This is a genomic window from Escherichia sp. XD33 (assembly GCF_019375075.1).
Classification (GTDB): domain Bacteria; phylum Pseudomonadota; class Gammaproteobacteria; order Enterobacterales; family Enterobacteriaceae; genus Enterobacter; species Enterobacter flexneri_A.
Map to the genome: position 1 here is coordinate 1 of NZ_JAENDM010000012.1, position 22,425 is coordinate 22,425.

The 22,425-nt window shown below is 50.7% G+C and carries 20 protein-coding genes; 11 read left to right on the forward strand and 9 right to left on the reverse strand.

The features are described 5' to 3' along the window. Positions 1-148 precede the first annotated feature (148 nt). Positions 149-1,351, reverse strand: a complete 1,203-nt coding sequence (gene nupC / locus K0778_RS09325) for a nucleoside permease NupC (protein WP_000376337.1) — start codon at positions 1,349-1,351, stop codon at positions 149-151. Positions 1,352-1,686: 335 nt separating this feature from the next. Here nupC and K0778_RS09330 point away from each other — a divergent pair, with 335 nt between their 5' ends. Beyond that, positions 1,687-2,925 (forward strand): Nramp family divalent metal transporter, encoded by a 1,239-nt coding sequence (locus K0778_RS09330; RefSeq protein ID WP_000186369.1) that lies wholly within the window; start codon positions 1,687-1,689, stop codon positions 2,923-2,925. A 140-nt stretch (positions 2,926-3,065) separates the two neighbouring features. Here the strand turns inward: K0778_RS09330 and ypeC are convergent, their stop codons facing one another. Next, complete coding sequence (ypeC, locus tag K0778_RS09335; RefSeq protein ID WP_000490072.1) at positions 3,066-3,392, reverse strand: DUF2502 domain-containing protein YpeC; 327 nt, start codon at positions 3,390-3,392, stop codon at positions 3,066-3,068. Between the two features lie 114 nt (positions 3,393-3,506). Beyond that, positions 3,507-4,763 carry an ion channel protein gene (locus tag K0778_RS09340; RefSeq protein WP_000903148.1) on the reverse strand — a complete coding sequence of 419 codons (1,257 nt, stop codon included), beginning with the start codon at positions 4,761-4,763 and terminating at the stop codon, positions 3,507-3,509. A gap of 203 nt (positions 4,764-4,966) precedes the next feature. On the opposite strand from K0778_RS09340, the gene glk reads away from it, so the two are divergent. From glk to ptsP, 6 genes are all read left to right on the forward strand, one after another. Next, the gene (gene glk, locus K0778_RS09345; RefSeq protein WP_000170346.1) at positions 4,967-5,932 is read left to right on the forward strand and encodes a glucokinase; all 966 of its coding nucleotides are present in this window, start codon (positions 4,967-4,969) and stop codon (positions 5,930-5,932) included. 218 nt (positions 5,933-6,150) lie between these two features. Continuing rightward, positions 6,151-6,477, forward strand: coding sequence for a PTS fructose transporter subunit IIB (locus tag K0778_RS09350; RefSeq protein ID WP_000038456.1), 327 nt, complete (start codon positions 6,151-6,153; stop codon positions 6,475-6,477). 21 nt (positions 6,478-6,498) lie between these two features. After that, entirely contained in the window at positions 6,499-7,746 is a 1,248-nt protein-coding gene (locus tag K0778_RS09355) for a PTS fructose transporter subunit IIC (protein ID WP_000985359.1), read from the forward strand. Between the two features lie 14 nt (positions 7,747-7,760). Then, positions 7,761-8,846, forward strand: coding sequence for an aminopeptidase (ypdF, locus tag K0778_RS09360; RefSeq protein WP_000173291.1), 1,086 nt, complete (start codon positions 7,761-7,763; stop codon positions 8,844-8,846). Then, positions 8,846-9,883: an aminopeptidase gene (gene ypdE / locus K0778_RS09365; RefSeq protein ID WP_000366028.1), complete on the forward strand. Its 1,038-nt coding sequence runs from the start codon at positions 8,846-8,848 to the stop codon at positions 9,881-9,883. Before ypdF ends, ypdE begins: the two co-directional genes overlap by 1 nt. Positions 9,884-9,907: 24 nt before the next feature. Further along, entirely contained in the window at positions 9,908-12,403 is a 2,496-nt protein-coding gene (gene ptsP, locus K0778_RS09370) for a phosphoenolpyruvate--protein phosphotransferase (protein WP_001618737.1), read from the forward strand. A 2-nt stretch (positions 12,404-12,405) separates the two neighbouring features. Here the strand turns inward: ptsP and K0778_RS09375 are convergent, their stop codons facing one another. From K0778_RS09375 to ypdA, 3 genes are read right to left on the reverse strand one after another with little or no spacing between them, the layout of a single operon-like run. Continuing rightward, positions 12,406-13,263, reverse strand: coding sequence for an AraC family transcriptional regulator (locus K0778_RS09375; protein WP_000646835.1), 858 nt, complete (start codon positions 13,261-13,263; stop codon positions 12,406-12,408). Positions 13,264-13,275: 12 nt separating this feature from the next. Then, positions 13,276-14,010, reverse strand: a complete 735-nt coding sequence (gene ypdB, locus K0778_RS09380) for a two-component system response regulator YpdB (RefSeq protein ID WP_001295458.1) — start codon at positions 14,008-14,010, stop codon at positions 13,276-13,278. Positions 14,011-14,024: 14 nt separating this feature from the next. After that, a complete protein-coding gene (ypdA, locus tag K0778_RS09385; RefSeq protein WP_000544359.1) occupies positions 14,025-15,722 on the reverse strand; it encodes a two-component system sensor histidine kinase YpdA in 1,698 nt (565 codons plus the stop codon). Positions 15,723-16,097: 375 nt separating this feature from the next. Between ypdA and alaC the strand changes: the two genes are divergently transcribed. Continuing rightward, positions 16,098-17,336 carry an alanine transaminase gene (gene alaC, locus K0778_RS09390; RefSeq protein ID WP_000785931.1) on the forward strand — a complete coding sequence of 413 codons (1,239 nt, stop codon included), beginning with the start codon at positions 16,098-16,100 and terminating at the stop codon, positions 17,334-17,336. A 64-nt stretch (positions 17,337-17,400) separates the two neighbouring features. Here alaC and ypdK read toward each other — a convergent pair whose 3' ends face one another. Then, the gene (gene ypdK, locus K0778_RS09395) at positions 17,401-17,472 is read right to left on the reverse strand and encodes a membrane protein YpdK (protein WP_010723117.1); all 72 of its coding nucleotides are present in this window, start codon (positions 17,470-17,472) and stop codon (positions 17,401-17,403) included. A 355-nt stretch (positions 17,473-17,827) separates the two neighbouring features. Then, the gene (gene lpxP, locus K0778_RS09400; protein ID WP_000484404.1) at positions 17,828-18,748 is read right to left on the reverse strand and encodes a kdo(2)-lipid IV(A) palmitoleoyltransferase; all 921 of its coding nucleotides are present in this window, start codon (positions 18,746-18,748) and stop codon (positions 17,828-17,830) included. 352 nt (positions 18,749-19,100) lie between these two features. Here lpxP and K0778_RS09405 point away from each other — a divergent pair, with 352 nt between their 5' ends. Further along, on the forward strand, positions 19,101-19,343 hold the full coding sequence (locus K0778_RS09405) for a YfdY family protein (RefSeq protein ID WP_000609275.1): 243 nt from the start codon (positions 19,101-19,103) through the stop codon (positions 19,341-19,343). Between the two features lie 76 nt (positions 19,344-19,419). On the opposite strand, the gene ypdI is transcribed toward K0778_RS09405, so the two are convergent. Further along, positions 19,420-19,695 carry a colanic acid biosynthesis lipoprotein YpdI gene (gene ypdI, locus K0778_RS09410; protein ID WP_000867631.1) on the reverse strand — a complete coding sequence of 92 codons (276 nt, stop codon included), beginning with the start codon at positions 19,693-19,695 and terminating at the stop codon, positions 19,420-19,422. 295 nt (positions 19,696-19,990) lie between these two features. Between ypdI and K0778_RS09415 the strand changes: the two genes are divergently transcribed. Together K0778_RS09415 and frc are read left to right on the forward strand one after the other, a co-directional pair. Next, on the forward strand, positions 19,991-20,626 hold the full coding sequence (locus K0778_RS09415) for a YfdX family protein (protein WP_000825600.1): 636 nt from the start codon (positions 19,991-19,993) through the stop codon (positions 20,624-20,626). 512 nt (positions 20,627-21,138) lie between these two features. Next, positions 21,139-22,389: a formyl-CoA transferase gene (gene frc / locus K0778_RS09420; protein ID WP_000106766.1), complete on the forward strand. Its 1,251-nt coding sequence runs from the start codon at positions 21,139-21,141 to the stop codon at positions 22,387-22,389. Positions 22,390-22,425 lie beyond the last annotated feature (36 nt).

Sequence of the window (22,425 nt, forward strand, 5' to 3'; positions counted from 1 at the left end):
TGGGACAGTATCCCTGACAGCCTACAAAACGCAATTGAAGAACGCGAGGCATCGTCTTAACGAGGCACCGAGGCGTCGCATTCTTCAGATGGTTCAACCCTTAAGTTAGCGCTTATGGGAATTATCCCCGGCTTTTTTATGTATGGTCTTACAGCACCAGTGCTGCGATTGACGCAGACAGCACACTCACCAGGGTAGAGCCGTAAACCAGCTTCAGACCGAAGCGAGAAACCACGTTACCTTGCTCTTCATTCAGGCCTTTAACTGCACCTGCGATAATCCCGATTGAAGAGAAGTTAGCGAAGGAAACCAGGAACACAGAGATGATGCCTTCAGCACGCGGAGAGAGCGTGGAAGCAATTTTCTGCAGATCCATCATCGCAACGAACTCGTTGGAAACCAGTTTGGTCGCCATGATACTGCCCACTTGCAGTGCTTCACTGGAAGGAACACCCATCACCCATGCAATCGGATAGAAGATGTAGCCCAGGATGCCCTGGAAGGAGATGCTGTAGCCAAACCAGCCAGTAACGGTGGCAAACAGTGCGTTCAGCGCGGCGATCAGGGCGATAAAGCCAATCAGCATCGCGGCAACGATAATGGCAACTTTGAAACCTGCCAGAATGTATTCACCCAGCATTTCGAAGAAGCTCTGACCTTCGTGCAGGTTGGACATCTGGATGTTTTCTTCACTGGCATCAACACGGTAAGGATTGATCAGCGACAGCACGATAAAGGTGCTGAACATGTTCAGTACCAGCGCAGCAACGACGTATTTCGGTTCCAGCATGGTCATGTATGCACCAACGATGGACATCGACACGGTGGACATTGCCGTGGCAGCCATGGTGTACATACGATTACGGGAGATTTTGCCGAGGATATCTTTATAGGCAATAAAGTTTTCAGACTGACCCAGAATCAGGGAGCTGACGGCGTTAAAGGATTCCAGTTTGCCCATGCCGTTGACTTTGGAGAGCAGGAAACCAATTGCGCGGATGATCACCGGCAACACGCGAATGTGCTGGAGAATACCGATCAGTGCAGAGATAAAGACGATTGGGCACAGCACTTTCAGGAAGAAGAATGCCAGGCCTTGATCATTCATGCTACCAAAGACGAAGTTAGTCCCTTCGTTGGCAAATCCGAGCAGTTTTTCGAACATTTCGGAGAAGCCTTTCACGAAGCCTAAACCAACGTCGGAGTTCAGGAAGAACCACGCCAGTAACACTTCGATAACAAGCAGTTGAATAACATAACGGATACGAATTTTTTTGCGGTCGCTGCTTACCAGCAGTGCGAGAATCGCAACAACGGCAAGTGCCAGTACAAAATGAAGGACGCGGTCCATATTTGCTCCAAATATGAGGCAGGTTAAATTTCCGTGCACATTCTATGTAACATGGTTAAGGAAAACGAGATCTGACACACACTATAATGACGTCCTGTGACAGGCTTCAAAAATAGTGATCTGTCATACATTTCTGCTATGTTGTGTATGGAAGCTGAAAGTTATGTAAATGTGCTAACATTAAACATAACCATAACATTCAAGTCATCAATCTTTTCGTAGTCATAATCCTGGTCTATCAGAGAAATCACCACAATCCATTTAAATGAATTTGATAATCATTCTCGTTTGGCATAGCATGAAACATAGCAAAGGCTATGTTTTAGAGGCACAAGATGACGAACTATCGCGTTGAGAGTAGCAGCGGACGGGCGGCGCGCAAGATGAGGCTCGCATTAATGGGACCTGCGTTCATTGCGGCGATTGGTTATATCGATCCCGGTAACTTTGCGACCAATATTCAGGCGGGTGCTAGCTTCGGCTATCAGCTACTGTGGGTTGTCGTTTGGGCCAACCTGATGGCGATGCTGATTCAGATCCTCTCTGCCAAACTAGGGATTGCCACCGGTAAAAATCTGGCGGAGCAGATTCGCGATCACTATCCGCGTCCCGTAGTGTGGTTCTATTGGGTTCAGGCAGAAATTATTGCGATGGCAACCGACCTGGCGGAATTTATTGGTGCGGCGATCGGTTTTAAACTCATTCTTGGTGTTTCGTTGTTGCAGGGCGCGGTGCTGACGGGGATCGCGACTTTCCTGATTTTAATGCTGCAACGTCGCGGGCAAAAACCGCTGGAGAAAGTGATTGGCGGGTTACTGTTGTTTGTTGCCGCGGCTTACATTGTCGAGTTGATTTTCTCCCAGCCTAACCTGGCGCAGCTGGGTAAAGGAATGGTGATCCCGAGTTTACCTACTTCGGAAGCGGTCTTCCTGGCAGCAGGCGTGTTAGGGGCGACGATTATGCCGCATGTGATTTATTTGCACTCCTCGCTCACTCAGCATTTACATGGCGGTTCGCGTCAACAACGTTATTCCGCCACCAAATGGGATGTGGCTATCGCCATGACTATTGCCGGTTTTGTCAATCTGGCGATGATGGCTACAGCTGCGGCGGCGTTCCACTTTTCCGGTCATACTGGTGTTGCCGATCTTGATGAGGCTTATCTGACGCTGCAACCGCTGTTAAGCCACGCTGCGGCAACGGTCTTTGGATTAAGCCTGGTTGCTGCGGGGCTGTCTTCAACGGTGGTGGGGACACTGGCGGGGCAGGTGGTGATGCAGGGCTTCATTCGCTTTCATATCCCGCTGTGGGTGCGTCGTACAGTCACCATGTTGCCGTCATTTATTGTCATTCTGATGGGATTAGATCCGACACGGATTCTGGTTATGAGTCAGGTACTGTTAAGTTTTGGTATCGCTCTGGCGCTGGTTCCACTGCTGATTTTCACCAGTGACAGCAAGTTGATGGGCGATCTGGTGAACAGCAAACGCGTAAAACAGACAGGCTGGGTGATTGTGGTGCTGGTCGTGGCGCTGAATATCTGGTTGTTGGTGGGGACGGCGCTGGGATTGTAGTTGAATGAGCGTCGCATCTGGCACTATTGGCGGATGCGGCGTAAACGCCTTATCCGCCCTACGCGTTAAAGAGCCGGTTTGTAGGCCTGATAAGACGCACTAGCGTCGCATCAGGCATTGTGCTCCATTGGCGGACGCGTTTAATGGCGGTGCCCATGACCCCGGCCTTTTCCGCGATGATCGTCACGATCGCGCCAGCCTTCACGATAGCCACGCTCATACGCTTTACGCTTATCCCAGCCACGGTGGTAGCCATTATCATGACGCCACCAACGGTTTTTGCGCCACTCATAATTGCGATGCCAGTAGTCACGGTCGCGCCAGTGACCACCGTCCCAGTAATTACCGTAATGATCGCGATCGCCAATTTGTAATTTGATTGATGGCAGTAGGGTGATTTCACCTGCGTTTGCTGCAAGCGGGGTAAATGCCATCAGGGCGGCCGCCAGAAACAGTGACCTGAACATTGTTATTCTCCTTCACGCTCGAAGCCGTCAGCGGCCTGTTAACGCAATATTACGGGGAGGTAAAGCCCCGTATCATCGCCATAACTCTTAAATCATAAAGGAGAGCATTTTTTGCTAAACGTTATCGTGGGGTGGCTGTTGCTTCGGACGATTGACCATCATCATCGGCTTACCTGCTAATAACAGCCATGCCGGAAGCATGACGATACAGAGCAGCGGTAGCAATGTGGTATTGGGTACAACGACTGCCGCCATAAAAAGACTTAACCAGCCATCGCGTGTTACCACCAGCACGATGCCGAGAATAGCGCAAGAAACGGTTATTGCCGCTGGTACGGCGGGAACGTGCTCATGCAGCATCAACCCTAATGCCACGCCGACAAACACTGCCGGGAAGATTCGCCCACCGCGAAAGCCACTGGCGGCAGCAACGACCAGGGCGGCAAGTTTAATTACCGCCAGCAAAAAGTAATCGCTGGTGCTGAAAGCCTGATTTGCCACCATCTGCTGCATCTCATCCAGCCCTTTAAACAGCGAAACTGGTCCACCAATAACCCCCAGAATACCGAGAATAAATCCGCCAATACCCAGCACGAGCACCGGATTTTTCATTTGATGCATCATCGCGTGCAACCGTGGTAAGCACCATACGGCGACCATCCCTGCTGCGATGGCAATCGCCGCGACAATTGCACCGCTGAGAATATCGGTCATTTCCATCTGTCCGTAATGAGCAATGGGCAGTGAAAAATGAGGATGGAAAAATAATCCGGTAGTAAGTGCACCAGCTGCTGCCGCCATTAACGGCGCAAAGAGACGATCCCATAGCGGAACTTCACTACTGCCATTTAAGGTTTGCGAAAATATCAACGCCGCCGCAACAGGAGTGCCAAACAGTGCGCCGATGGTTCCGGCAGAGGCTAAAATAGTCCACTCCATTCGGTTGACGCGCGGTAACAGACGAGCGCCAATGGCAACCGCAAGGGCGATATTGACGGTCATGATCGGATGTTCCGGCCCCAGGCTGACGCCGCCAGCAAGACCGAGAATTAATGCTACGATAAGTCCAGGTAGCGCAGAGGGCGGAACCGGTGCGCCGATCAGCGGTTCACAGGCGGGGTCTGGTCCGGCATGACCCTGGCTGAAACGGATAACCAACCCCACCGCAATACCCGTTAGCGTTAATACACCGATGATCCAGAGGGGTGAATCCTGGGCTATCCCCAGAGTTCCCGGCAGTCGTTGCCAGAGCAAATTCTGTAATACCGAGGCGATTTTCATCACCACAATCAGAATAAGACTGGACGCAATCCCAATTGCCACGGCGGGGAGCGATAATAACAACATGGTTCTGGCTCGCGGATGGAGCATGTTCTATTCCTTATGCGGGGTCAGATACTTAGTTTGCCCAGCTTGCAAAAAGGCATCGCTGCAATTGGTGCTGAAACGATAAAGTAATTGTGTGACCCAGATCGATATTTACAGGGAGCCTGCCTTTCCGGCGTTGTTGTTATGCCCCCAGGTATTTACAGTGTGAGAAAGAATTATTTTGACTTTAGCGGAGCAGTTGAAGAATGACAAAGTATGCATTAGTCGGTGATGTGGGCGGCACCAACGCACGTCTTGCTCTGTGTGATATTGCCAGTGGTGAAATCTCGCAGGCTAAGACCTATTCAGGGCTTGATTACCCCAGCCTCGAAGCGGTCATTCGCGTTTATCTTGAAGAACATAAGGTCGAGGTGAAAGACGGCTGTATTGCCATCGCTTGCCCAATTACCGGTGACTGGGTGGCGATGACCAACCATACCTGGGCGTTCTCAATTGCCGAAATGAAAAAGAATCTCGGTTTTAGCCATCTGGAAATTATTAACGATTTTACCGCTGTATCGATGGCGATCCCGATGCTGAAAAAAGAGCATCTGATTCAGTTTGGTGGCGCAGAACCGGTCGAAGGTAAGCCTATTGCGGTTTACGGTGCCGGAACGGGGCTTGGGGTTGCGCATCTGGTCCATGTCGATAAGCGTTGGGTAAGCTTGCCAGGCGAAGGCGGTCACGTTGATTTTGCGCCGAATAGTGAAGAAGAGGCCATTATCCTCGAAATATTGCGTGCGGAAATTGGTCATGTTTCGGCGGAGCGCGTGCTTTCTGGCCCTGGGCTGGTGAATTTGTATCGCGCAATTGTGAAAGCTGACAACCGCCTGCCAGAAAATCTCAAGCCAAAAGATATTACCGAACGCGCGCTGGCTGACAGCTGCACCGATTGCCGCCGCGCATTGTCGCTGTTTTGCGTCATTATGGGCCGTTTTGGCGGCAATCTGGCGCTCAATCTCGGGACATTTGGCGGCGTGTTTATTGCGGGCGGTATCGTGCCGCGCTTCCTTGAGTTCTTCAAAGCCTCCGGTTTCCGTGCCGCATTTGAAGATAAAGGGCGCTTTAAAGAATATGTCCATGATATTCCGGTGTATCTCATCGTCCATGACAATCCGGGCCTTCTCGGTTCCGGTGCACATTTACGCCAGACCTTAGGTCACATTCTGTAAATCCTTCCTTTTATATCGGGAGGTAACTCTCCCGATAATCTTTTAAATCATACAGTTTATTCAATTTTTCTTTGTGTCCCCTCACAAGGCCGACCTGCGTCACACTTCCGTACAGCGGGATTAATTCTCCAGTAAATGCATTATTTGTCTGGTAACGGCGATTTGTTTTGCACGTTCATAATTTCACTCGTCAACTATCACTGAACGAGGAATTAACGATGAGTAAGAAACTGATTGCCTTATGTGCCTGCCCGATGGGCCTGGCTCACACCTTTATGGCCGCTCAGGCGCTGGAAGAAGCGGCGGTAGAAGCCGGTTATGAAGTGAAAATTGAAACCCAGGGCGCGGACGGTATCCAGAATCGCCTGACGGCGCAGGATATCGCCGAAGCGACCATCATCATCCACTCCGTGGCAGTTACCCCGGAAGATAACGAACGTTTCGAATCACGCGACGTTTATGAAATCACTTTGCAGGACGCAATTAAAAACGCTGCGGGCATCATCAAAGAAATCGAAGAGATGATTGCCTCTGAACAACAGTAATATTCGACAGGGATAATTGTTATGGCCATTAAAAAACGCAGTGCAACCGTTGTGCCTGGCGCATCCGGTGCGGCAGCGGCAGTTAAGAATCCGCAGGCCTCTAAAACCAGCTTCTGGGGTGAACTCCCGCAGCATGTGATGTCAGGGATTTCACGCATGGTGCCGACCTTAATTATGGGCGGTGTGATCCTCGCTTTCAGCCAGCTGATTGCTTATAGCTGGCTTAAAATTCCTGCTGAGATCGGCATCATGGATGCTCTTAATAGCGGGAAATTCTCCGGTTTCGACCTCTCCTTACTTAAATTTGCCTGGCTGTCGCAGTCCTTCGGCGGCGTGTTGTTTGGTTTTGCCATTCCGATGTTTGCTGCTTTTGTGGCGAACTCTATCGGTGGCAAACTGGCGTTCCCGGCTGGTTTTATCGGCGGGTTGATGTCTACCCAGCCGACGCAACTGCTGAACTTCGATCCCAGCACTATGCAATGGGCGACCTCTTCGCCGGTGCCGTCCACCTTCATTGGTGCGCTGATTATTTCTATCGTCGCGGGTTACCTTGTGAAGTGGATGAACCAGAAAATCCAGTTACCGGATTTCCTGTTAGCGTTCAAAACCACATTTTTGCTCCCGATTCTTTCCGCCATTTTTGTCATGCTGGCGATGTACTACGTCATCACCCCCTTTGGTGGCTGGATCAACGGCGGTATCCGTACTGTGCTGACTGCCGCAGGTGAGAAGGGCGCGCTGATGTACGCAATGGGGATCGCCGCGGCGACAGCAATCGACCTTGGTGGCCCGATCAACAAAGCCGCAGGTTTTGTTGCCTTCAGCTTTACCACTGACCACGTATTACCGGTCACCGCTCGTTCTATCGCTATCGTTATTCCGCCGATTGGTCTGGGGCTGGCGACCATTATCGACCGTCGTTTAACCGGCAAACGCCTGTTCAACGCTCAACTTTATCCGCAGGGTAAGACCGCCATGTTCCTGGCGTTTATGGGGATCAGTGAGGGTGCGATTCCGTTTGCGCTGGAAAGCCCCATCACCGCCATTCCGTCGTATATGGTCGGCGCTATTGTCGGCTCAACCGCCGCTGTCTGGCTGGGCGCAGTGCAATGGTTCCCGGAGTCCGCTATCTGGGCATGGCCGCTGGTCACTAACCTGGGCGTCTATATGGCGGGGATCGCGCTGGGGGCAGTCATAACTGCGCTGATGGTGGTGTTCCTGCGTCTGATGATGTTCCGTAAAGGCAAATTGTTAATCGATAGCCTGTAAGAAGGAAAATCCAGATGACATTACTCGCTTCGCTGCGCGACTGGCTTAAGGCGCAACAACTGGATGCAGTGCTTCTCTCCTCACGGCAGAACAAACAGCCGCATCTGGGGATCTCCACCGGATCAGGTTATGTGGTGATTAGCCGTGAAAGTGCGCACATTCTGGTGGATTCGCGCTATTACGTTGAGGTGGAAGCCCGTGCGCAAGGCTACCAGCTGCATTTGCTTGACGCGACGAACACGCTTACCACTATCGTCAATCAAATCATTGCCGATGAACAGTTGCAAACGCTCGGTTTTGAGGGCCAGCAGGTGAGTTGGGAAACCGCGCACCGCTGGCAGTCTGAACTCAATGCGAAACTGGTTAGCGCCACGCCGGATGTGCTGCGGCAAATCAAAACGCCAGAGGAGGTGGAGAAAATCCGCCTCGCCTGTGGGATTGCTGATCGCGGTGCAGAGCATATTCGCCGCTTTATTCAGGCGGGGATGAGCGAGCGCGAGATAGCCGCTGAACTGGAGTGGTTTATGCGCCAGCAGGGCGCAGAAAAAGCCTCTTTTGACACCATTGTCGCCAGTGGCTGGCGTGGGGCGCTGCCGCACGGCAAAGCCAGCGACAAGATTGTTGCAGCGGGCGAGTTTGTCACTCTCGATTTCGGTGCGCTGTATCAGGGCTACTGCTCTGATATGACGCGCACCTTGCTGGTGAATGGCGAAGGGGTGAGCGCCGAATCTCACCCGCTGTTTAACGTCTATCAAATTGTCCTGCAGGCACAGCTCGCAGCAATCTCCGCGATTCGCCCCGGCGTGCGCTGCCAGCAGGTTGACGATGCCGCGCGCCGGGTCATTACAGAAGCAGGTTATGGCGACTATTTCGGTCATAACACCGGTCACGCTATCGGCATTGAAGTTCATGAAGATCCGCGTTTTTCACCGCGGGACACCACGACGCTACAGCCAGGCATGTTACTGACCGTGGAGCCGGGGATTTATTTGCCAGGGCAAGGGGGCGTGCGCATCGAAGATGTTGTGCTGGTTACCCCGCAAGGCGCAGAAGTGCTCTACGCCATGCCGAAAACAGTGTTGCTCACGGGAGAGGCATAATGGATTTATCGCTATTAAAAGCGTTGAGCGAGGCAGATGCGATCGCCTCCTCGGAACAGGAAGTGCGGCAGATCCTGCTGGAAGAAGCGGATCGCCTGCAAAAAGAAGTGCGATTTGATGGTCTGGGATCGGTGCTGATCCGCCTGAATGAATCGACAGGTCCGAAGGTGATGATCTGTGCGCATATGGACGAAGTGGGATTTATGGTGCGCAGCATCTCCCGCGAAGGGGCGATTGATGTGCTGCCGGTTGGCAACGTACGCATGGCTGCCCGCCAGCTGCAGCCGGTGCGCATCACCACCCGTGAAGAGTGCAAAATTCCAGGCCTGCTTGACGGCGACCGGCAGGGGAATGACGTCAGCGCCATGCGCGTGGACATTGGTGCGCGCTCCTATGACGAAGTGATGCAGGCGGGAATTCGTCCCGGCGATCGCGTCACGTTTGATACCACTTTTCAGGTTCTCCCTCACCAGCGAGTGATGGGGAAAGCCTTTGATGACCGCCTCGGTTGCTATCTGCTGGTGACGTTACTGCGCGAACTGCACGACGCCGAACTACCTGCGGAAGTGTGGCTGGTGGCAAGTTCCAGCGAAGAGGTGGGATTACGCGGCGGGCAAACTGCCACCCGCGCGGTGTCGCCGGACGTCGCCATTGTGCTTGATACCGCCTGCTGGGCGAAAAACTTTGATTATGGCGCGGCTAACCATCGCCAGATTGGTAACGGGCCGATGCTGGTGTTAAGCGACAAGTCGCTGATTGCGCCGCCAAAACTTACCGCCTGGGTCGAAACCGTGGCGGCAGAAATTGGCGTGCCGTTGCAGGCAGATATGTTCAGCAACGGCGGCACGGACGGCGGGGCGGTGCACTTAACCGGCACCGGCGTGCCCACAGTGGTGATGGGGCCAGCAACCCGCCATGGACATTGCGCCGCATCGATTGCCGATTGCCGCGACATTTTGCAGATGCAGCAACTTTTATCTGCCCTTATTCAACGTCTTACGCGTGAGACGGTTGTTCAACTGACGGATTTCAGATGATCTCCTGATTAACCCGGAGCGGTTATGTTAACGATTCAATTTCTCTGTCCTTTGCCTAACGGTCTACATGCTCGTCCGGCGTGGGAACTTAAAGAACAGTGCAGCCAGTGGCAAAGCGAAATCACTTTTATTAACCATCGCCAGAACGCAAAGGCAGATGCGAAAAGCTCGCTGGCGCTGATTGGCACCGGCACCCTATTTAATGACAGTTGCAGCCTGAACATTAGCGGCAGCGATGAAGAGCAGGCGCGGCGCGTGCTGGAAGAGTACATCCAGGTGCGCTTTATCGACAGCGACAGCGTTCAGCCTACGCAGGCAGAACTGACGGCGCATCCGCTGCCGCGTTCATTAAGCCGCCTTAACCCGGATTTACTGTACGGCAATGTGCTGGCAAGCGGCGTCGGCGTGGGTACGCTGACCCTGTTACAAAGCGACAGCCTCGACAGTTATCGGGCAATCCCCGCCAGTGCGCAAGATTCCACCCGGCTGGAGCACAGCCTGGCAACGCTTGCCGAGCAACTGAACCAGCAATTGCGTGAGCGTGACGGCGAAAGCAAAACTATCCTCAGCGCCCATTTGTCGCTGATTCAGGATGATGAATTTGCAGGCAATATCCGTCGCCTGATGACAGAACAGCATCAGGGGCTGGGGGCGGCGATCATCAGCAATATGGAGCAGGTTTGCGCCAAACTTTCTGCCTCTGCCAGCGATTATCTGCGCGAACGTGTTAGCGACATTCGCGATATCAGCGAACAGTTGCTGCATATCACCTGGCCGGAACTGAAGCCGCGCAACAAGCTGGTGCTTGAAAAACCGACCATTCTGGTGGCTGAAGATTTAACCCCAAGCCAGTTTTTGAGCCTTGATTTGAAAAATCTTGCGGGCATGATTCTGGAGAAAACCGGGCGCACCTCGCATACACTGATTCTGGCCCGTGCCTCGGCGATCCCGGTACTGAGTGGCTTGCCGCTGGATGCGATTGCCCGTTATGCCGGGCAACCTGCAGTGCTTGACGCCCAGTGCGGCGTGCTGGCGATTAACCCGAATGACGCGGTGAGCGGTTATTATCAGGTCGCGCAGACGCTGGCGGATAAACGCCAAAAACAACAGGCGCAGGCTGCCGCGCAGCTGGCCTATTCCCGTGATAACAAGCGTATTGATATTGCGGCGAATATCGGCACCGCTCTGGAAGCGCCAGGCGCGTTTGCCAACGGCGCGGAAGGTGTCGGGCTGTTCCGTACCGAAATGCTCTATATGGATCGCGACAGCGCGCCGGACGAGCAGGAGCAATTTGAAGCCTACCAGCAGGTGCTACTGGCGGCGGGCGACAAGCCGATTATCTTCCGCACGATGGACATCGGCGGCGATAAAAGCATTCCTTATCTGAATATTCCCCAGGAAGAGAACCCGTTCCTCGGCTATCGCGCGGTACGTATTTACCCGGAATTTGCTGGCCTGTTCCGCACTCAACTGCGGGCCATTTTGCGCGCCGCCAGTTTCGGCAACGCCCAGTTGATGATCCCGATGGTTCACAGCCTCGATCAGATCTTATGGGTGAAAGGCGAGATCCAAAAAGCGATCGTTGAGCTTAAGCGCGATGGCCTGCGTCATGCAGAGACGATTACGCTTGGGATCATGGTGGAAGTTCCGTCGGTGTGCTACATCATCGACCACTTCTGCGATGAGGTCGATTTCTTCAGTATCGGCTCCAACGATATGACCCAGTATCTGTATGCGGTCGATCGTAATAACCCGCGCGTATCGCCGCTATATAACCCGATTACGCCATCGTTCCTGCGCATGTTGCAGCAAATAGTTACCACTGCGCATCAGCGGGGCAAATGGGTAGGCATTTGCGGTGAACTGGGCGGTGAAAGCCGTTATCTGCCGCTACTGCTTGGGCTGGGCCTGGATGAGCTGAGTATGAGTAGCCCGCGTATTCCGGCGGTGAAAAGCCAGCTTCGTCAACTGGATAGCGAGGCGTGTCGGGAACTGGCGCGTCAGGCATGTGAATGCCGCAGTGCGCAGGAAATTGAAGCGTTACTCACCGCCTTTACGCCGGAAGAAGACGTTCGCCCACTGCTGGCGCTGGAGAATATCTTTGTTGATCAGGAATTTAGCAATAAAGAGCAGGCGATCCAGTTCCTGTGCGGCAACCTCGGCGTTAACGGGCGCACTGAACATCCGTTTGAGCTGGAAGAAGATGTCTGGCAGCGGGAAGAGATAGTCACCACTGGCGTTGGTTTTGGCGTGGCGATCCCGCATACCAAATCACAGTGGATCCGTCATTCCAGTATCAGCATTGCCCGGCTGGCGAAACCGATTGACTGGCAGTCAGAAATGGGCGAAGTCGAACTGGTGATCATGCTGACGCTGGGTGCTAACGAAGGGATGAATCATGTGAAAGTCTTCTCGCAGCTGGCGCGTAAACTGGTGAATAAAAACTTCCGCCAGTCGTTGTTTGCCGCGCAAGATGCACAAAGTATCCTGACGCTGCTGGAAACAGAATTAACCTTCTGACGTTAGCCCTGAAAACGGGCGCTGTACTCTCCCGGCGTCAGACCAAACTGACGCCGGAAAACGCGACAAAAATAGTCGCTATCCGGAAAACCGCAACGCTGTGCCACTTCATGAATTGACAGATGATATTTCTGCAAAATCATCCTCGCCTTCGCCATTCGCACCCAACGCACATACTCGATAAAACGCATCGTTCCATGCTGAGCAAACAGTTTTGACAGATGATTGGGCGTGATATTAAAAAACTGCGCCACGCTCTCGCGGGTGAGCGGCTGGGCATAATTATCCTGAACCCAGTTACAAATGCTGTGATAGAGAAAATCGCCGCGCGGCTGCGAATTGCCCGGCGGCATATTCACCACGCTACGGCAAAGATGCAGCAAACTTAACACCAGCGGCTGAATGATATTTTGCTCCAGCGGCGAACGGCTAAGATGGGTGAGGGCGGTAAGCATCGCTTCACCTTCACCGCGTTGCAGGCTGGGAAGCTGGATCTGGCGAGCAGGATGCAACAACGACGTGGTGCGGCTATCGTAAAACGATAACCCAAGCCAGGTCGGAGCGAACACCAGGCTTAACAGCATCACCGGTTTGTTGTTGACCGGTAAATTAGCCGCGCGCGCCGGAATAAACAGCATTTCTCCTTCCACCAAACGTTGCTGCTTTGCTTCCAGCAGATTGCCGTATTCGCCGCGCAGCACGATATCCAGACGGGGAAAATCAATACATAAACTGCCCACCGGCAACGAGGCAGGCTGGCTGGCAAACCAGACGCGCCCCAGTAGTTGCGGGTTAAGCACCAGGCCGCTGAACAGATCGGCGAAAAATTGTTGATCGGCGGGCAAGCCTGGTGCTTTCATGAAAGTTCCCGATTAAAGATGCATTAACTGGCGAAATTCTTTTACTTTGCTGCGGCTGACTGGCACTTCAAAATCCAGATCTTTCAGCCGCAGAATATAGGTGTTATTAAACCACGGTTCGATTTCGCGGATTTTGTTCAGATTGACACAAAATGAGCGATGGCAGCGGAAAAAATGCGACGGCGGCAGTTTGCTGCAAAATTCGGTAATGTTCATCGGCATTACGTAGGATTCACGCCGCGTATAGACAAAGGTCATTTTCTCGTGCGCTTCGGCGTAATAGATATCGTTAATTGGCGTGACGATTATTCGCTCATCTTTCACCAGATTAATGGTGTCATTCTCACGCGTTACCGTCGCGGCAGGCGTGCTGCTGGTCTGCTGTTGTTGCCAGGCCGCTTCCAGTTTTTGCAGCATCCCGGTAATGCGTGACTCCTGATACGGTTTGAGAATGTAGTCAAACGCCTCCAGTTCAAACGCTTCTACCGCATGTTCTTTCCACGCGGTGATGAACACAATAAACGGTTTATGGGCGAACTGGCTGATGTTTTGCGCCAGCAACACACCATCCAGCGACGGAATATTGATATCCAGAAAAATGGCGTCGACGCGGTTATGCTGCAAAAACTTCAACACGTCCAGACCGTCGTCAAAGGTGCCGACAATCTCCATCTGGCTGTGCTCTTTAATTAGCCAGCTCAGTTCCTGTTGTGCCAGGAATTCGTCTTCAACAATGATGACTTTCACAATATCACTCCGGCTCAAAGCAATAACGTAGCCTGTGAGGCGACTGGGGTGCGTTGGTTAGGAATGTAAAACGCAATTTCCGTTCCTGGTTCCAGGCGGCGGATATGCAGCCCCTCGCCATACAATAACTTCACGCGATGATGAACATTCAGCAGGCCAATTTTATTGCCCGGCATTTCATTCGCTTCGACCCGCTCAATCACCTTTGGATCGATGCCGTGCCCGGTATCCCGCACCGCAATGCGTACCCGATTGCCGCACTCTGCAACGCTGATGGTGACAACGCCTTTACCTTTGCAAGGCTGGATACCGTGGACAATGGCATTCTCCACCAACGGCTGGATCAGCAGGCTGGGAATGCAGCAATTCACCTCTTCATCAATATCATAGATAACCGTGAGCTTGTCGCCAAAGCGGGCCTGCTCAATGGCAATATAGTCTTTAATTTGATACAGCTCTTTTTTGATATCGATTTGCTCATCGTCTTTTAATTCAATGTTATAGCGCAGATAACGCGACAGATTAAAGATCAGCTGGCGAGCGGTATCCGGATTCAGACGGATTGACGATGAAATAGCGTTCAAAGCGTTAAACAGAAAATGGGGATTAATTTTGCTTTGCAGGGCGCGAAGCTCTGCCTTATTTGCCATTTCACGTAGCTGCTCGGCGCGTGAAACCTCCAGTTGCGTGGAGATGATTTGCGACAGACCAACCGCCATTTCCTGTAATGACGAGGTTATCTGATGTGCGTGGCAGTAGTAAATTTTCAGCGTTCCGGTCACAACGCCTTTCTCCCAAAGCGGGATCACCAGCATCGAGTGGATTTCCGGCGTACGGTGGGCTTCATCATTGTTTTTAATGATGATTTTTCCGTAATTCATCGCCTGACGGGTCGTCGGGCTAATGAAGTCATCGCCATTCTGATAGTTATGCTCACCCACGCCAACATAGGCCAGCACATGATCGGTATTAGTAATCGCCACCGCATCGGCGTGAATGTCATCGCGGATAATTTCGCAGACCTTGCGTAATGACTCGCTATTGACATGGCGAAACAGCGGTAGCGTTTTGTTGGCGATATCCAGCGCCAGCTTGGCCTGCCGCGCGGCGCTGGCCTCTTTTTCGCCCTCAACGCTTTGCACCAGAAGCACAATAAAGCCGATACAGACGCTACCGAGGATCATTGGAATGCCGATTTTAGAGACGATATCGATCCCCAACGCGGTAGTTGGTGCCCAGACAATTACCAGAATCATGGTCAACGTCTCACACAACATGCCGCCGAGAATACCGACGCGCCAGCGCTGTGCTTTGGGGATTTTCAGGTTGATCCAGCCCGATATACAACCCGCCAGAATGCTGGTGATAAAGCAGGGGATCGCCGTCACGCCGCCGATATCAATTAAATACCGGTGAATACCCGCAATCACGCCGGTAATGATGCCTACCCACGGGCCAAACAGAATCCCGCCGGACATCACCGCGATAATACGTACGTTCACCAGCGAGCCTTCTACGGGAACGCCGGACCAGGTGCTGAACAGGGCGAACAGCGAGAAAATGGCGGTAACGGCGAGCAATTCTTTTGGGGAGTGCGCCGACTTGTGCAACAGTTCGCGAAACAGGCGGATACGGATGAGAAAGAACAGGCAGATAAGCATTAACGCTGCCCGATCGAAGACCGCCAGCAGCATGTTGAATATTTCGTGCACGGGTGACTCTGAATAAGGATTAAACCTCTATGATAGGTAACCTGAAGGCTGATGACCAGCAGGCCGTTTTTGAGGAAAAACCACAATTTTAAAAGGGGATTGATAGATAAATGGTGTATTAGCAATGCATCTCTTGATAATGCACTTCTGGTTAGTAAATTTATTGAAATTATTATGTTAATAAAATGAGTGGTAATTTTCTTGTTAGCGCAGATAAATTTCCTGTTTTTAAAGCAGAGTTCCTCATTTAACGTCATTAATAAAATGTTCTAAAACGCTGGACAGACAGAAATTAATCAGGCTATTTTCAAAACAGCCACCATCGTGGCAGCGTCGCTCGGACGGTCCGGGCGCTAACGTTAATCTGAGGAAATTATGGCTGACACTCGCCCTGAACGTCGCTTTACGCGCATTGATCGTCTCCCGCCCTACGTTTTTAACATCACCGCTGAACTGAAAATGGCTGCGCGTCGGCGCGGCGAAGATATTATCGATTTCAGCATGGGTAACCCGGACGGTGCGACTCCGCCGCATATCGTCGAAAAATTATGTACTGTGGCCCAGCGCCCGGACACGCATGGTTACTCCACTTCACGCGGCATTCCGCGGTTACGTCGCGCCATTTCCCGCTGGTATCAGGATCGCTACGACGTTGAAATCGACCCGGAATCAGAAGCCATCGTCACTATTGGTTCGAAAGAGGGCCTGGCGCATCTGATGCTGGCGACGCTGGATCATGGTGACACGGTGCTGGTGCCGAATCCAAGTTACCCGATCCATATTTATGGCGCGGTGATTGCCGGGGCGCAGGTACGCTCAGTGCCGCTGGTGGAAGGTGTCGATTTCTTCAACGAACTGGAGCGAGCCATTCGTGAAAGTTATCCGAAACCGAAGATGATGATCCTCGGCTTCCCGTCAAACCCAACCGCGCAATGCGTGGAACTGGAGTTCTTCGAAAAAGTAGTGGCGCTGGCGAAACGCTACGATGTGCTGGTGGTCCATGACCTGGCCTATGCCGATATCGTCTACGATGGCTGGAAAGCGCCGTCAATTATGCAGGTACCGGGTGCACGCGATGTGGCAGTCGAGTTCTTTACGCTGTCGAAAAGCTACAACATGGCGGGCTGGCGTATCGGCTTTATGGTTGGCAACAAAACGCTGGTCAGCGCCCTGGCTCGTATTAAAAGCTATCACGATTACGGCACCTTTACGCCGTTGCAGGTGGCGGCGATTGCGGCGCTGGAGGGCGATCAACAGTGCGTGCGCGACATTGCCGAACAGTACAAACGCCGCCGTGATGTATTGGTTAAAGGGCTGCATGAAGCGGGCTGGATGGTTGAAATGCCGAAGGCTTCGATGTATGTCTGGGCGAAAATCCCGGAACCATATGCGGCCATGGGATCGCTGGAATTTGCCAAGAAGCTCCTTAACGAAGCGAAGGTTTGTGTCTCGCCGGGGATTGGCTTTGGCGACTATGGTGATACGCATGTTCGCTTTGCACTGATTGAAAACCGCGACCGTATTCGTCAGGCCATCAGAGGGATTAAAGCGATGTTCCGTGCCGACGGTTTACTACCCGCCAGCAGCAAACATATTCACGAAAACGCGGAATAAACACCGTCGTCAGAAATGCAAACAGGAGCCTGATGGCTCCTGTTTTTCATTGCACAGTTTGCTTTTAGATCATCAGGGCAAAAGTACCGGCCCAAACGATGACCATAAAAGAAATGCCCATAAAGAAATATTTCACTTTACATCTCTCCGCGTAATTACTGTTACGCCTGAATGACTTCATTACACCTGATACAGTGAGTTGACACCGGGCAAAGCGACCTTAAAAGCCCTGTATTTTACCGTGGGCATCACCCCAGAATTCTGAGCTAAACTGCTCGAGACGGCGCTAATGTACGCCTAAAACTGAAACGAGACAAGAGGCATTTTCTTATTTACTTTTAGTAACTTACAAGTGTCTCATATCGGCGACAGTTTAATTTCTGACGGTAATAATTAGATATTCAGCGAAGGAAAAAACCTTAAGAAAAAAGCCATAAAAACCATGAGGTTATTATGGCCGATTTGAGGAGGGAAAGAGTAAGAGCAGTTTGTTAAATGTACAACGACGATTCTCCCACCGGGCGCGTTTTAAAGCGACGGTGGATCCAGAGGTACTGCTCCGGTGCGCGCATGATCTCTTTCTCGATAATCTTGTTCATATAGGCAGCGGCTTGATTTTCATCTGTCGGGTAGCCTTCCATCTCTGGGGTGATGAACAAACGATATCCGCTGTAATCCGCTTTTCTTACCATCGTTACGGTCAACATGGCTGCGCCAGAGAGACGGGAGAGAACATAGGTGCCATTGGTTGTGGCGACATTTTCCACCGCAAAGAACGGCGCGAAGGAGCTGCCTTTACGACCATAATCCTGATCGGGAGCAAACCATACCGCTTCACCTTTCTTCAGTGCACCGACAATGCCGCGCAGATTATTTCTGCCGATCATCGCTTTGTTAGAGCGCATGCGCCCACGGGTCTGCACCCATTCCATCAGCTGATTATTATGTGGACGATAGGTAGCCATCATTGGTTGGCACAGTCCCATCACGCGGCCGCCCAGTTCCAGCGACATAAAATGGACGCCGACAACCATTACGCCGCGATTTTGCATTTGTGCGCGTTTAAGGTTATCCAACCCTTCAACATCAAACCATTTACGTACGCGACTGTCGGGCCAGAACCATGCCATGCCGGTTTCTACCAGCGCCATGCCGAGTGAACGAAAGTTTTCGGCAATCATCTTCTCGCGTTCTTCCGCAGAATGCTGCGGGAAACAAAGTTCCAGGTTTTTACGGGCGATAGATTCACGACGTTTCAGGAATGGTCGCGCCATTGCGCCAATACGCGTGCCGAGAAAGCAGAGAACAGGATAAGGAAGCTGTACCCAAAGCCAGAGTACACCAAGCCCAAACCATGTGAGCCAGTAGCGAGGATGTAGAAACTCGCGGGAAAATTTGCATTGTGGAAACATAGTTACCTTCTGTAGATACGAATTGTTGTATCGCAGAAGATTCCATGTCGACAGCGGTACACTCAATTGGTTGGGCCATCATGTACGACAATGGTTCCTGTAAAGAGTGTAAAGACTAGTCAGGACATAACCACGAGGAGCATGAATGCGGTATCTGTACTTTATCACTCGCTGACTGCTTTCAGCTACTGATTATTAATCGTGCAAAGTAAATATTTTTCCGTACACAACAGTCTTGCATTTAACATGCTGTTTTCATTGATGCTTAGCAAAAATTGCCAGAGGTTAAGGATTGTCTTACTATTAAAGTGACTGAAGTTACAGGTTTTTTAGCGCGGCAGGAGGTTGAGCTATGATTAATTTATGGATGTTTCTCGCCCTGTGTATTGTCTGCGTAAGCGGCTACATCGGTCAGGTACTGAACGTGGTATCGGCGGTCTCTTCTTTCTTCGGCATGGTGATCCTCGCTGCACTCATTTATTACTTCACCATGTGGTTAACTGGCGGTAATGAACTAGTGACGGGGATATTTATGTTTCTTGCCCCGGCTTGTGGCTTGATGATTCGCTTTATGGTGGGGTATGGCAGGCGGTAGTGGGTCAGGATGGCTCATTTGGGCAGGTGTTCACATCAGCATCAGACATGATTGTTCACCTGCCATGTGAAAGACGCTATCGCACAGGATGAATAAGATAATTCGCCTTTGTCGGAAAAGGGGGCGGCATTTCTTCTGTGAGGTTTAATGGTGGCGCATCTTCTCTCATCTTAAACAAAATCGCCTGTGATGGCTGAAGTTTTGTAGAGTGTGTGGTCGTCATCGCTGATGTTTTTTCAGTCTCTTTATAGCTCCTCTCACTTCCACCACCCGAAATGGAAAATGCAAAAACATTGCATGCCATAATAGAGACCAATAAAAATAAGCTGAAAAGTATTAAGTTTACTTTCATAGAAAGTTATCCTGAAAATGGTTCACTGAGAACCTACGATGTTATGGCTGTATTTACATTTAATTAATCAGTATTTACATCGATATAATAAATGACATCTCTTTGTGGTATATAAGAATAGTTCTCTGCGACAGGAAGCATATTCCTACAATTGTAAGACTAAAATACTTCTTGCGATAATAACTACAACTGTAAGATAACCCTTTCAAAATGACCGTTGCTCTCTGATTTCTCATTTCATGCTCACCCAATATGATGGCGGCGTTTTCTAAAACTGTTAAAGAATGAGGTAAGTATGAAACGTTTAATTATGGCCACGATGGTCACAGCAATTCTGGCATCTTCAACTGTATGGGCTGCTGATAATGCTCCGGTAGCGGCACAACAGCAAACTCAGCAAGTTCAGCAAACCCAGAAAACGGCAGCGGCAGCAGAGCGTATCTCTGAACAAGGTTTATATGCGATGCGTGACGTGCAGGTAGCGCGCCTGGCTCTGTTTCATGGCGATCCAGAAAAGGCAAAAGAACTGACCAATGAAGCTTCCGCTTTGCTGTCAGATGACAGTACCGAATGGGCAAAGTTCGCTAAGCCAGGTAAAAAGACCAATCTCAATGATGACCAATATATTGTCATTAATGCATCTGTCGGAATTTCTGAGAGTTATGTAGCAACTCCCGAAAAAGAAGCCGCGATAAAAATTGCCAATGAAAAAATGGCGAAAGGGGATAAAAAGGGCGCAATGGAAGAGCTTCGCCTGGCCGGTGTTGGCGTAATGGAAAACCAATATCTGATGCCACTTAAACAGACTCGTAATGCACTTGCTGATGCGCAGAAACTGCTTGATAAAAAGCAATACTACGAGGCAAACCTGGCGCTTAAAGGTGCGGAAGATGGAATCATCGTCGATAGCGAAGCACTGTTTGTGAACTAATGCTGACAGGCAGTATATTGAGGTAAAGGATTTAACTCCCTCCAGCCGACAATTTTTTATGACCACAATACGACAGGTTGTGGTCATAAAATTATTTGGCGCTCGCGGTGCTATAAACTCGCATTTTATATTCCTCAAAGTAAACCGCAATAATCCCGTGTCATCACAAATCATTTATTATGTTATGTTTTATGGTACGCTTTAAAAAGCGTAATCATACCCTTGCTTGTAAATCACCGGCGCTTCTTACAGTTGTAAGAATAACATCACAAATGTCGCGACTCTCTCTGATTACCACGAATCAATATTTATCATATTCTTCTTTTCGTCCTCACTACTTACCATGCAGAAAGGAATTGGAAGTGGCGATGAAATGATTTTCAGCACTTGATACAGGATTTTAAAAATATCGAGTGCAGCTACGACGATATTTTGCGGGTTATTTATAGAAGATATTACGCCTTAAATAAACGCTAAATTAACACATATTTAATTAACTAATAGGTATTGCTATGTCAACTCCACTTCAAGGAATTAAAGTTCTCGATTTCACCGGTGTGCAATCTGGCCCATCTTGTACTCAAATGCTGGCCTGGTTTGGCGCTGACGTTATTAAAATTGAACGTCCCGGCGTTGGTGACGTAACGCGTCACCAGCTGCGAGATATTCCTGATATCGATGCGCTTTACTTCACCATGCTTAACAGTAACAAACGTTCTATTGAGTTAAATACCAAAACAGCGGAAGGCAAAGAGGTAATGGAAAAGCTGATCCGCGAAGCTGATATCTTAGTCGAGAACTTTCATCCAGGGGCCATTGATCACATGGGCTTCACCTGGGAGCATATTCAAGAAATCAATCCACGTCTGATTTTTGGTTCGATCAAAGGGTTTGATGAGTGTTCGCCTTATGTGAATGTAAAAGCCTATGAAAACGTTGCTCAGGCAGCGGGTGGCGCGGCATCCACTACGGGTTTTTGGAATGGTCCGCCGCTGGTAAGCGCTGCAGCGTTGGGTGACAGCAACACCGGAATGCATTTGCTGATCGGTTTACTTGCTGCTTTGCTGCATCGCGAAAAAACGGGGCGTGGGCAACGAGTCACCATGTCAATGCAGGATGCCGTATTGAACCTTTGCCGCGTGAAATTACGTGACCAGCAGCGTCTCGATAAATTGGGTTATCTGGAAGAATACCCGCAGTATCCGAATGGTACATTTGGTGATGCAGTTCCCCGCGGTGGTAATGCAGGTGGTGGCGGTCAGCCTGGCTGGATCCTGAAATGTAAAGGCTGGGAAACCGATCCTAACGCCTATATTTATTTCACTATTCAGGAGCAAAACTGGGAAAACACCTGTAAAGCCATCGGCAAACCAGAATGGATTACCGATCCGGCATACAGTACAGCCCATGCACGACAGCCACATATTTTCGATATTTTTGCTGAAATCGAAAAATACACTGTCACTATTGATAAACATGAAGCGGTGGCCTATTTGACTCAGTTTGATATTCCTTGTGCACCGGTTTTAAGTATGAAAGAAATTTCACTTGATCCCTCTTTGCGCCAAAGTGGCAGTGTTGTTGAAGTGGAACAACCGTTGCGTGGAAAATATCTGACCGTTGGTTGTCCAATGAAATTCTCTGCCTTTACGCCGGATATTAAAGCTGCGCCGCTATTAGGTGAACATACCGCTGCTGTATTGCAGGAGCTGGGTTATAGCGACGATGAAATTGCTGCAATGAAGCAAAACCACGCCATCTGATATTAACGGGGGCTTCTGGCTCCCAATTTATAAAAA

Excerpts from the sequence above, each read along its gene's own strand:
- nupC (WP_000376337.1), bottom strand. The coding sequence starts at position 1,351 with ATGGACCGCGTCCTTCATTTTGTACTGGCACTTGCCGTTGTTGCGATT.
- K0778_RS09330 (WP_000186369.1), top strand. The coding sequence starts at position 1,687 with ATGACGAACTATCGCGTTGAGAGTAGCAGCGGACGGGCGGCGCGCAAG.
- ypeC (WP_000490072.1), bottom strand. The coding sequence starts at position 3,392 with ATGTTCAGGTCACTGTTTCTGGCGGCCGCCCTGATGGCATTTACCCCG.
- K0778_RS09340 (WP_000903148.1), bottom strand. The coding sequence starts at position 4,763 with ATGCTCCATCCGCGAGCCAGAACCATGTTGTTATTATCGCTCCCCGCC.
- glk (WP_000170346.1), top strand. The coding sequence starts at position 4,967 with ATGACAAAGTATGCATTAGTCGGTGATGTGGGCGGCACCAACGCACGT.
- K0778_RS09350 (WP_000038456.1), top strand. The coding sequence starts at position 6,151 with ATGAGTAAGAAACTGATTGCCTTATGTGCCTGCCCGATGGGCCTGGCT.
- K0778_RS09355 (WP_000985359.1), top strand. The coding sequence starts at position 6,499 with ATGGCCATTAAAAAACGCAGTGCAACCGTTGTGCCTGGCGCATCCGGT.
- ypdF (WP_000173291.1), top strand. The coding sequence starts at position 7,761 with ATGACATTACTCGCTTCGCTGCGCGACTGGCTTAAGGCGCAACAACTG.
- ypdE (WP_000366028.1), top strand. The coding sequence starts at position 8,846 with ATGGATTTATCGCTATTAAAAGCGTTGAGCGAGGCAGATGCGATCGCC.
- ptsP (WP_001618737.1), top strand. The coding sequence starts at position 9,908 with ATGTTAACGATTCAATTTCTCTGTCCTTTGCCTAACGGTCTACATGCT.
- K0778_RS09375 (WP_000646835.1), bottom strand. The coding sequence starts at position 13,263 with ATGAAAGCACCAGGCTTGCCCGCCGATCAACAATTTTTCGCCGATCTG.
- alaC (WP_000785931.1), top strand. The coding sequence starts at position 16,098 with ATGGCTGACACTCGCCCTGAACGTCGCTTTACGCGCATTGATCGTCTC.
- lpxP (WP_000484404.1), bottom strand. The coding sequence starts at position 18,748 with ATGTTTCCACAATGCAAATTTTCCCGCGAGTTTCTACATCCTCGCTAC.
- K0778_RS09405 (WP_000609275.1), top strand. The coding sequence starts at position 19,101 with ATGATTAATTTATGGATGTTTCTCGCCCTGTGTATTGTCTGCGTAAGC.
- ypdI (WP_000867631.1), bottom strand. The coding sequence starts at position 19,695 with ATGAAAGTAAACTTAATACTTTTCAGCTTATTTTTATTGGTCTCTATT.
- K0778_RS09415 (WP_000825600.1), top strand. The coding sequence starts at position 19,991 with ATGAAACGTTTAATTATGGCCACGATGGTCACAGCAATTCTGGCATCT.
- frc (WP_000106766.1), top strand. The coding sequence starts at position 21,139 with ATGTCAACTCCACTTCAAGGAATTAAAGTTCTCGATTTCACCGGTGTG.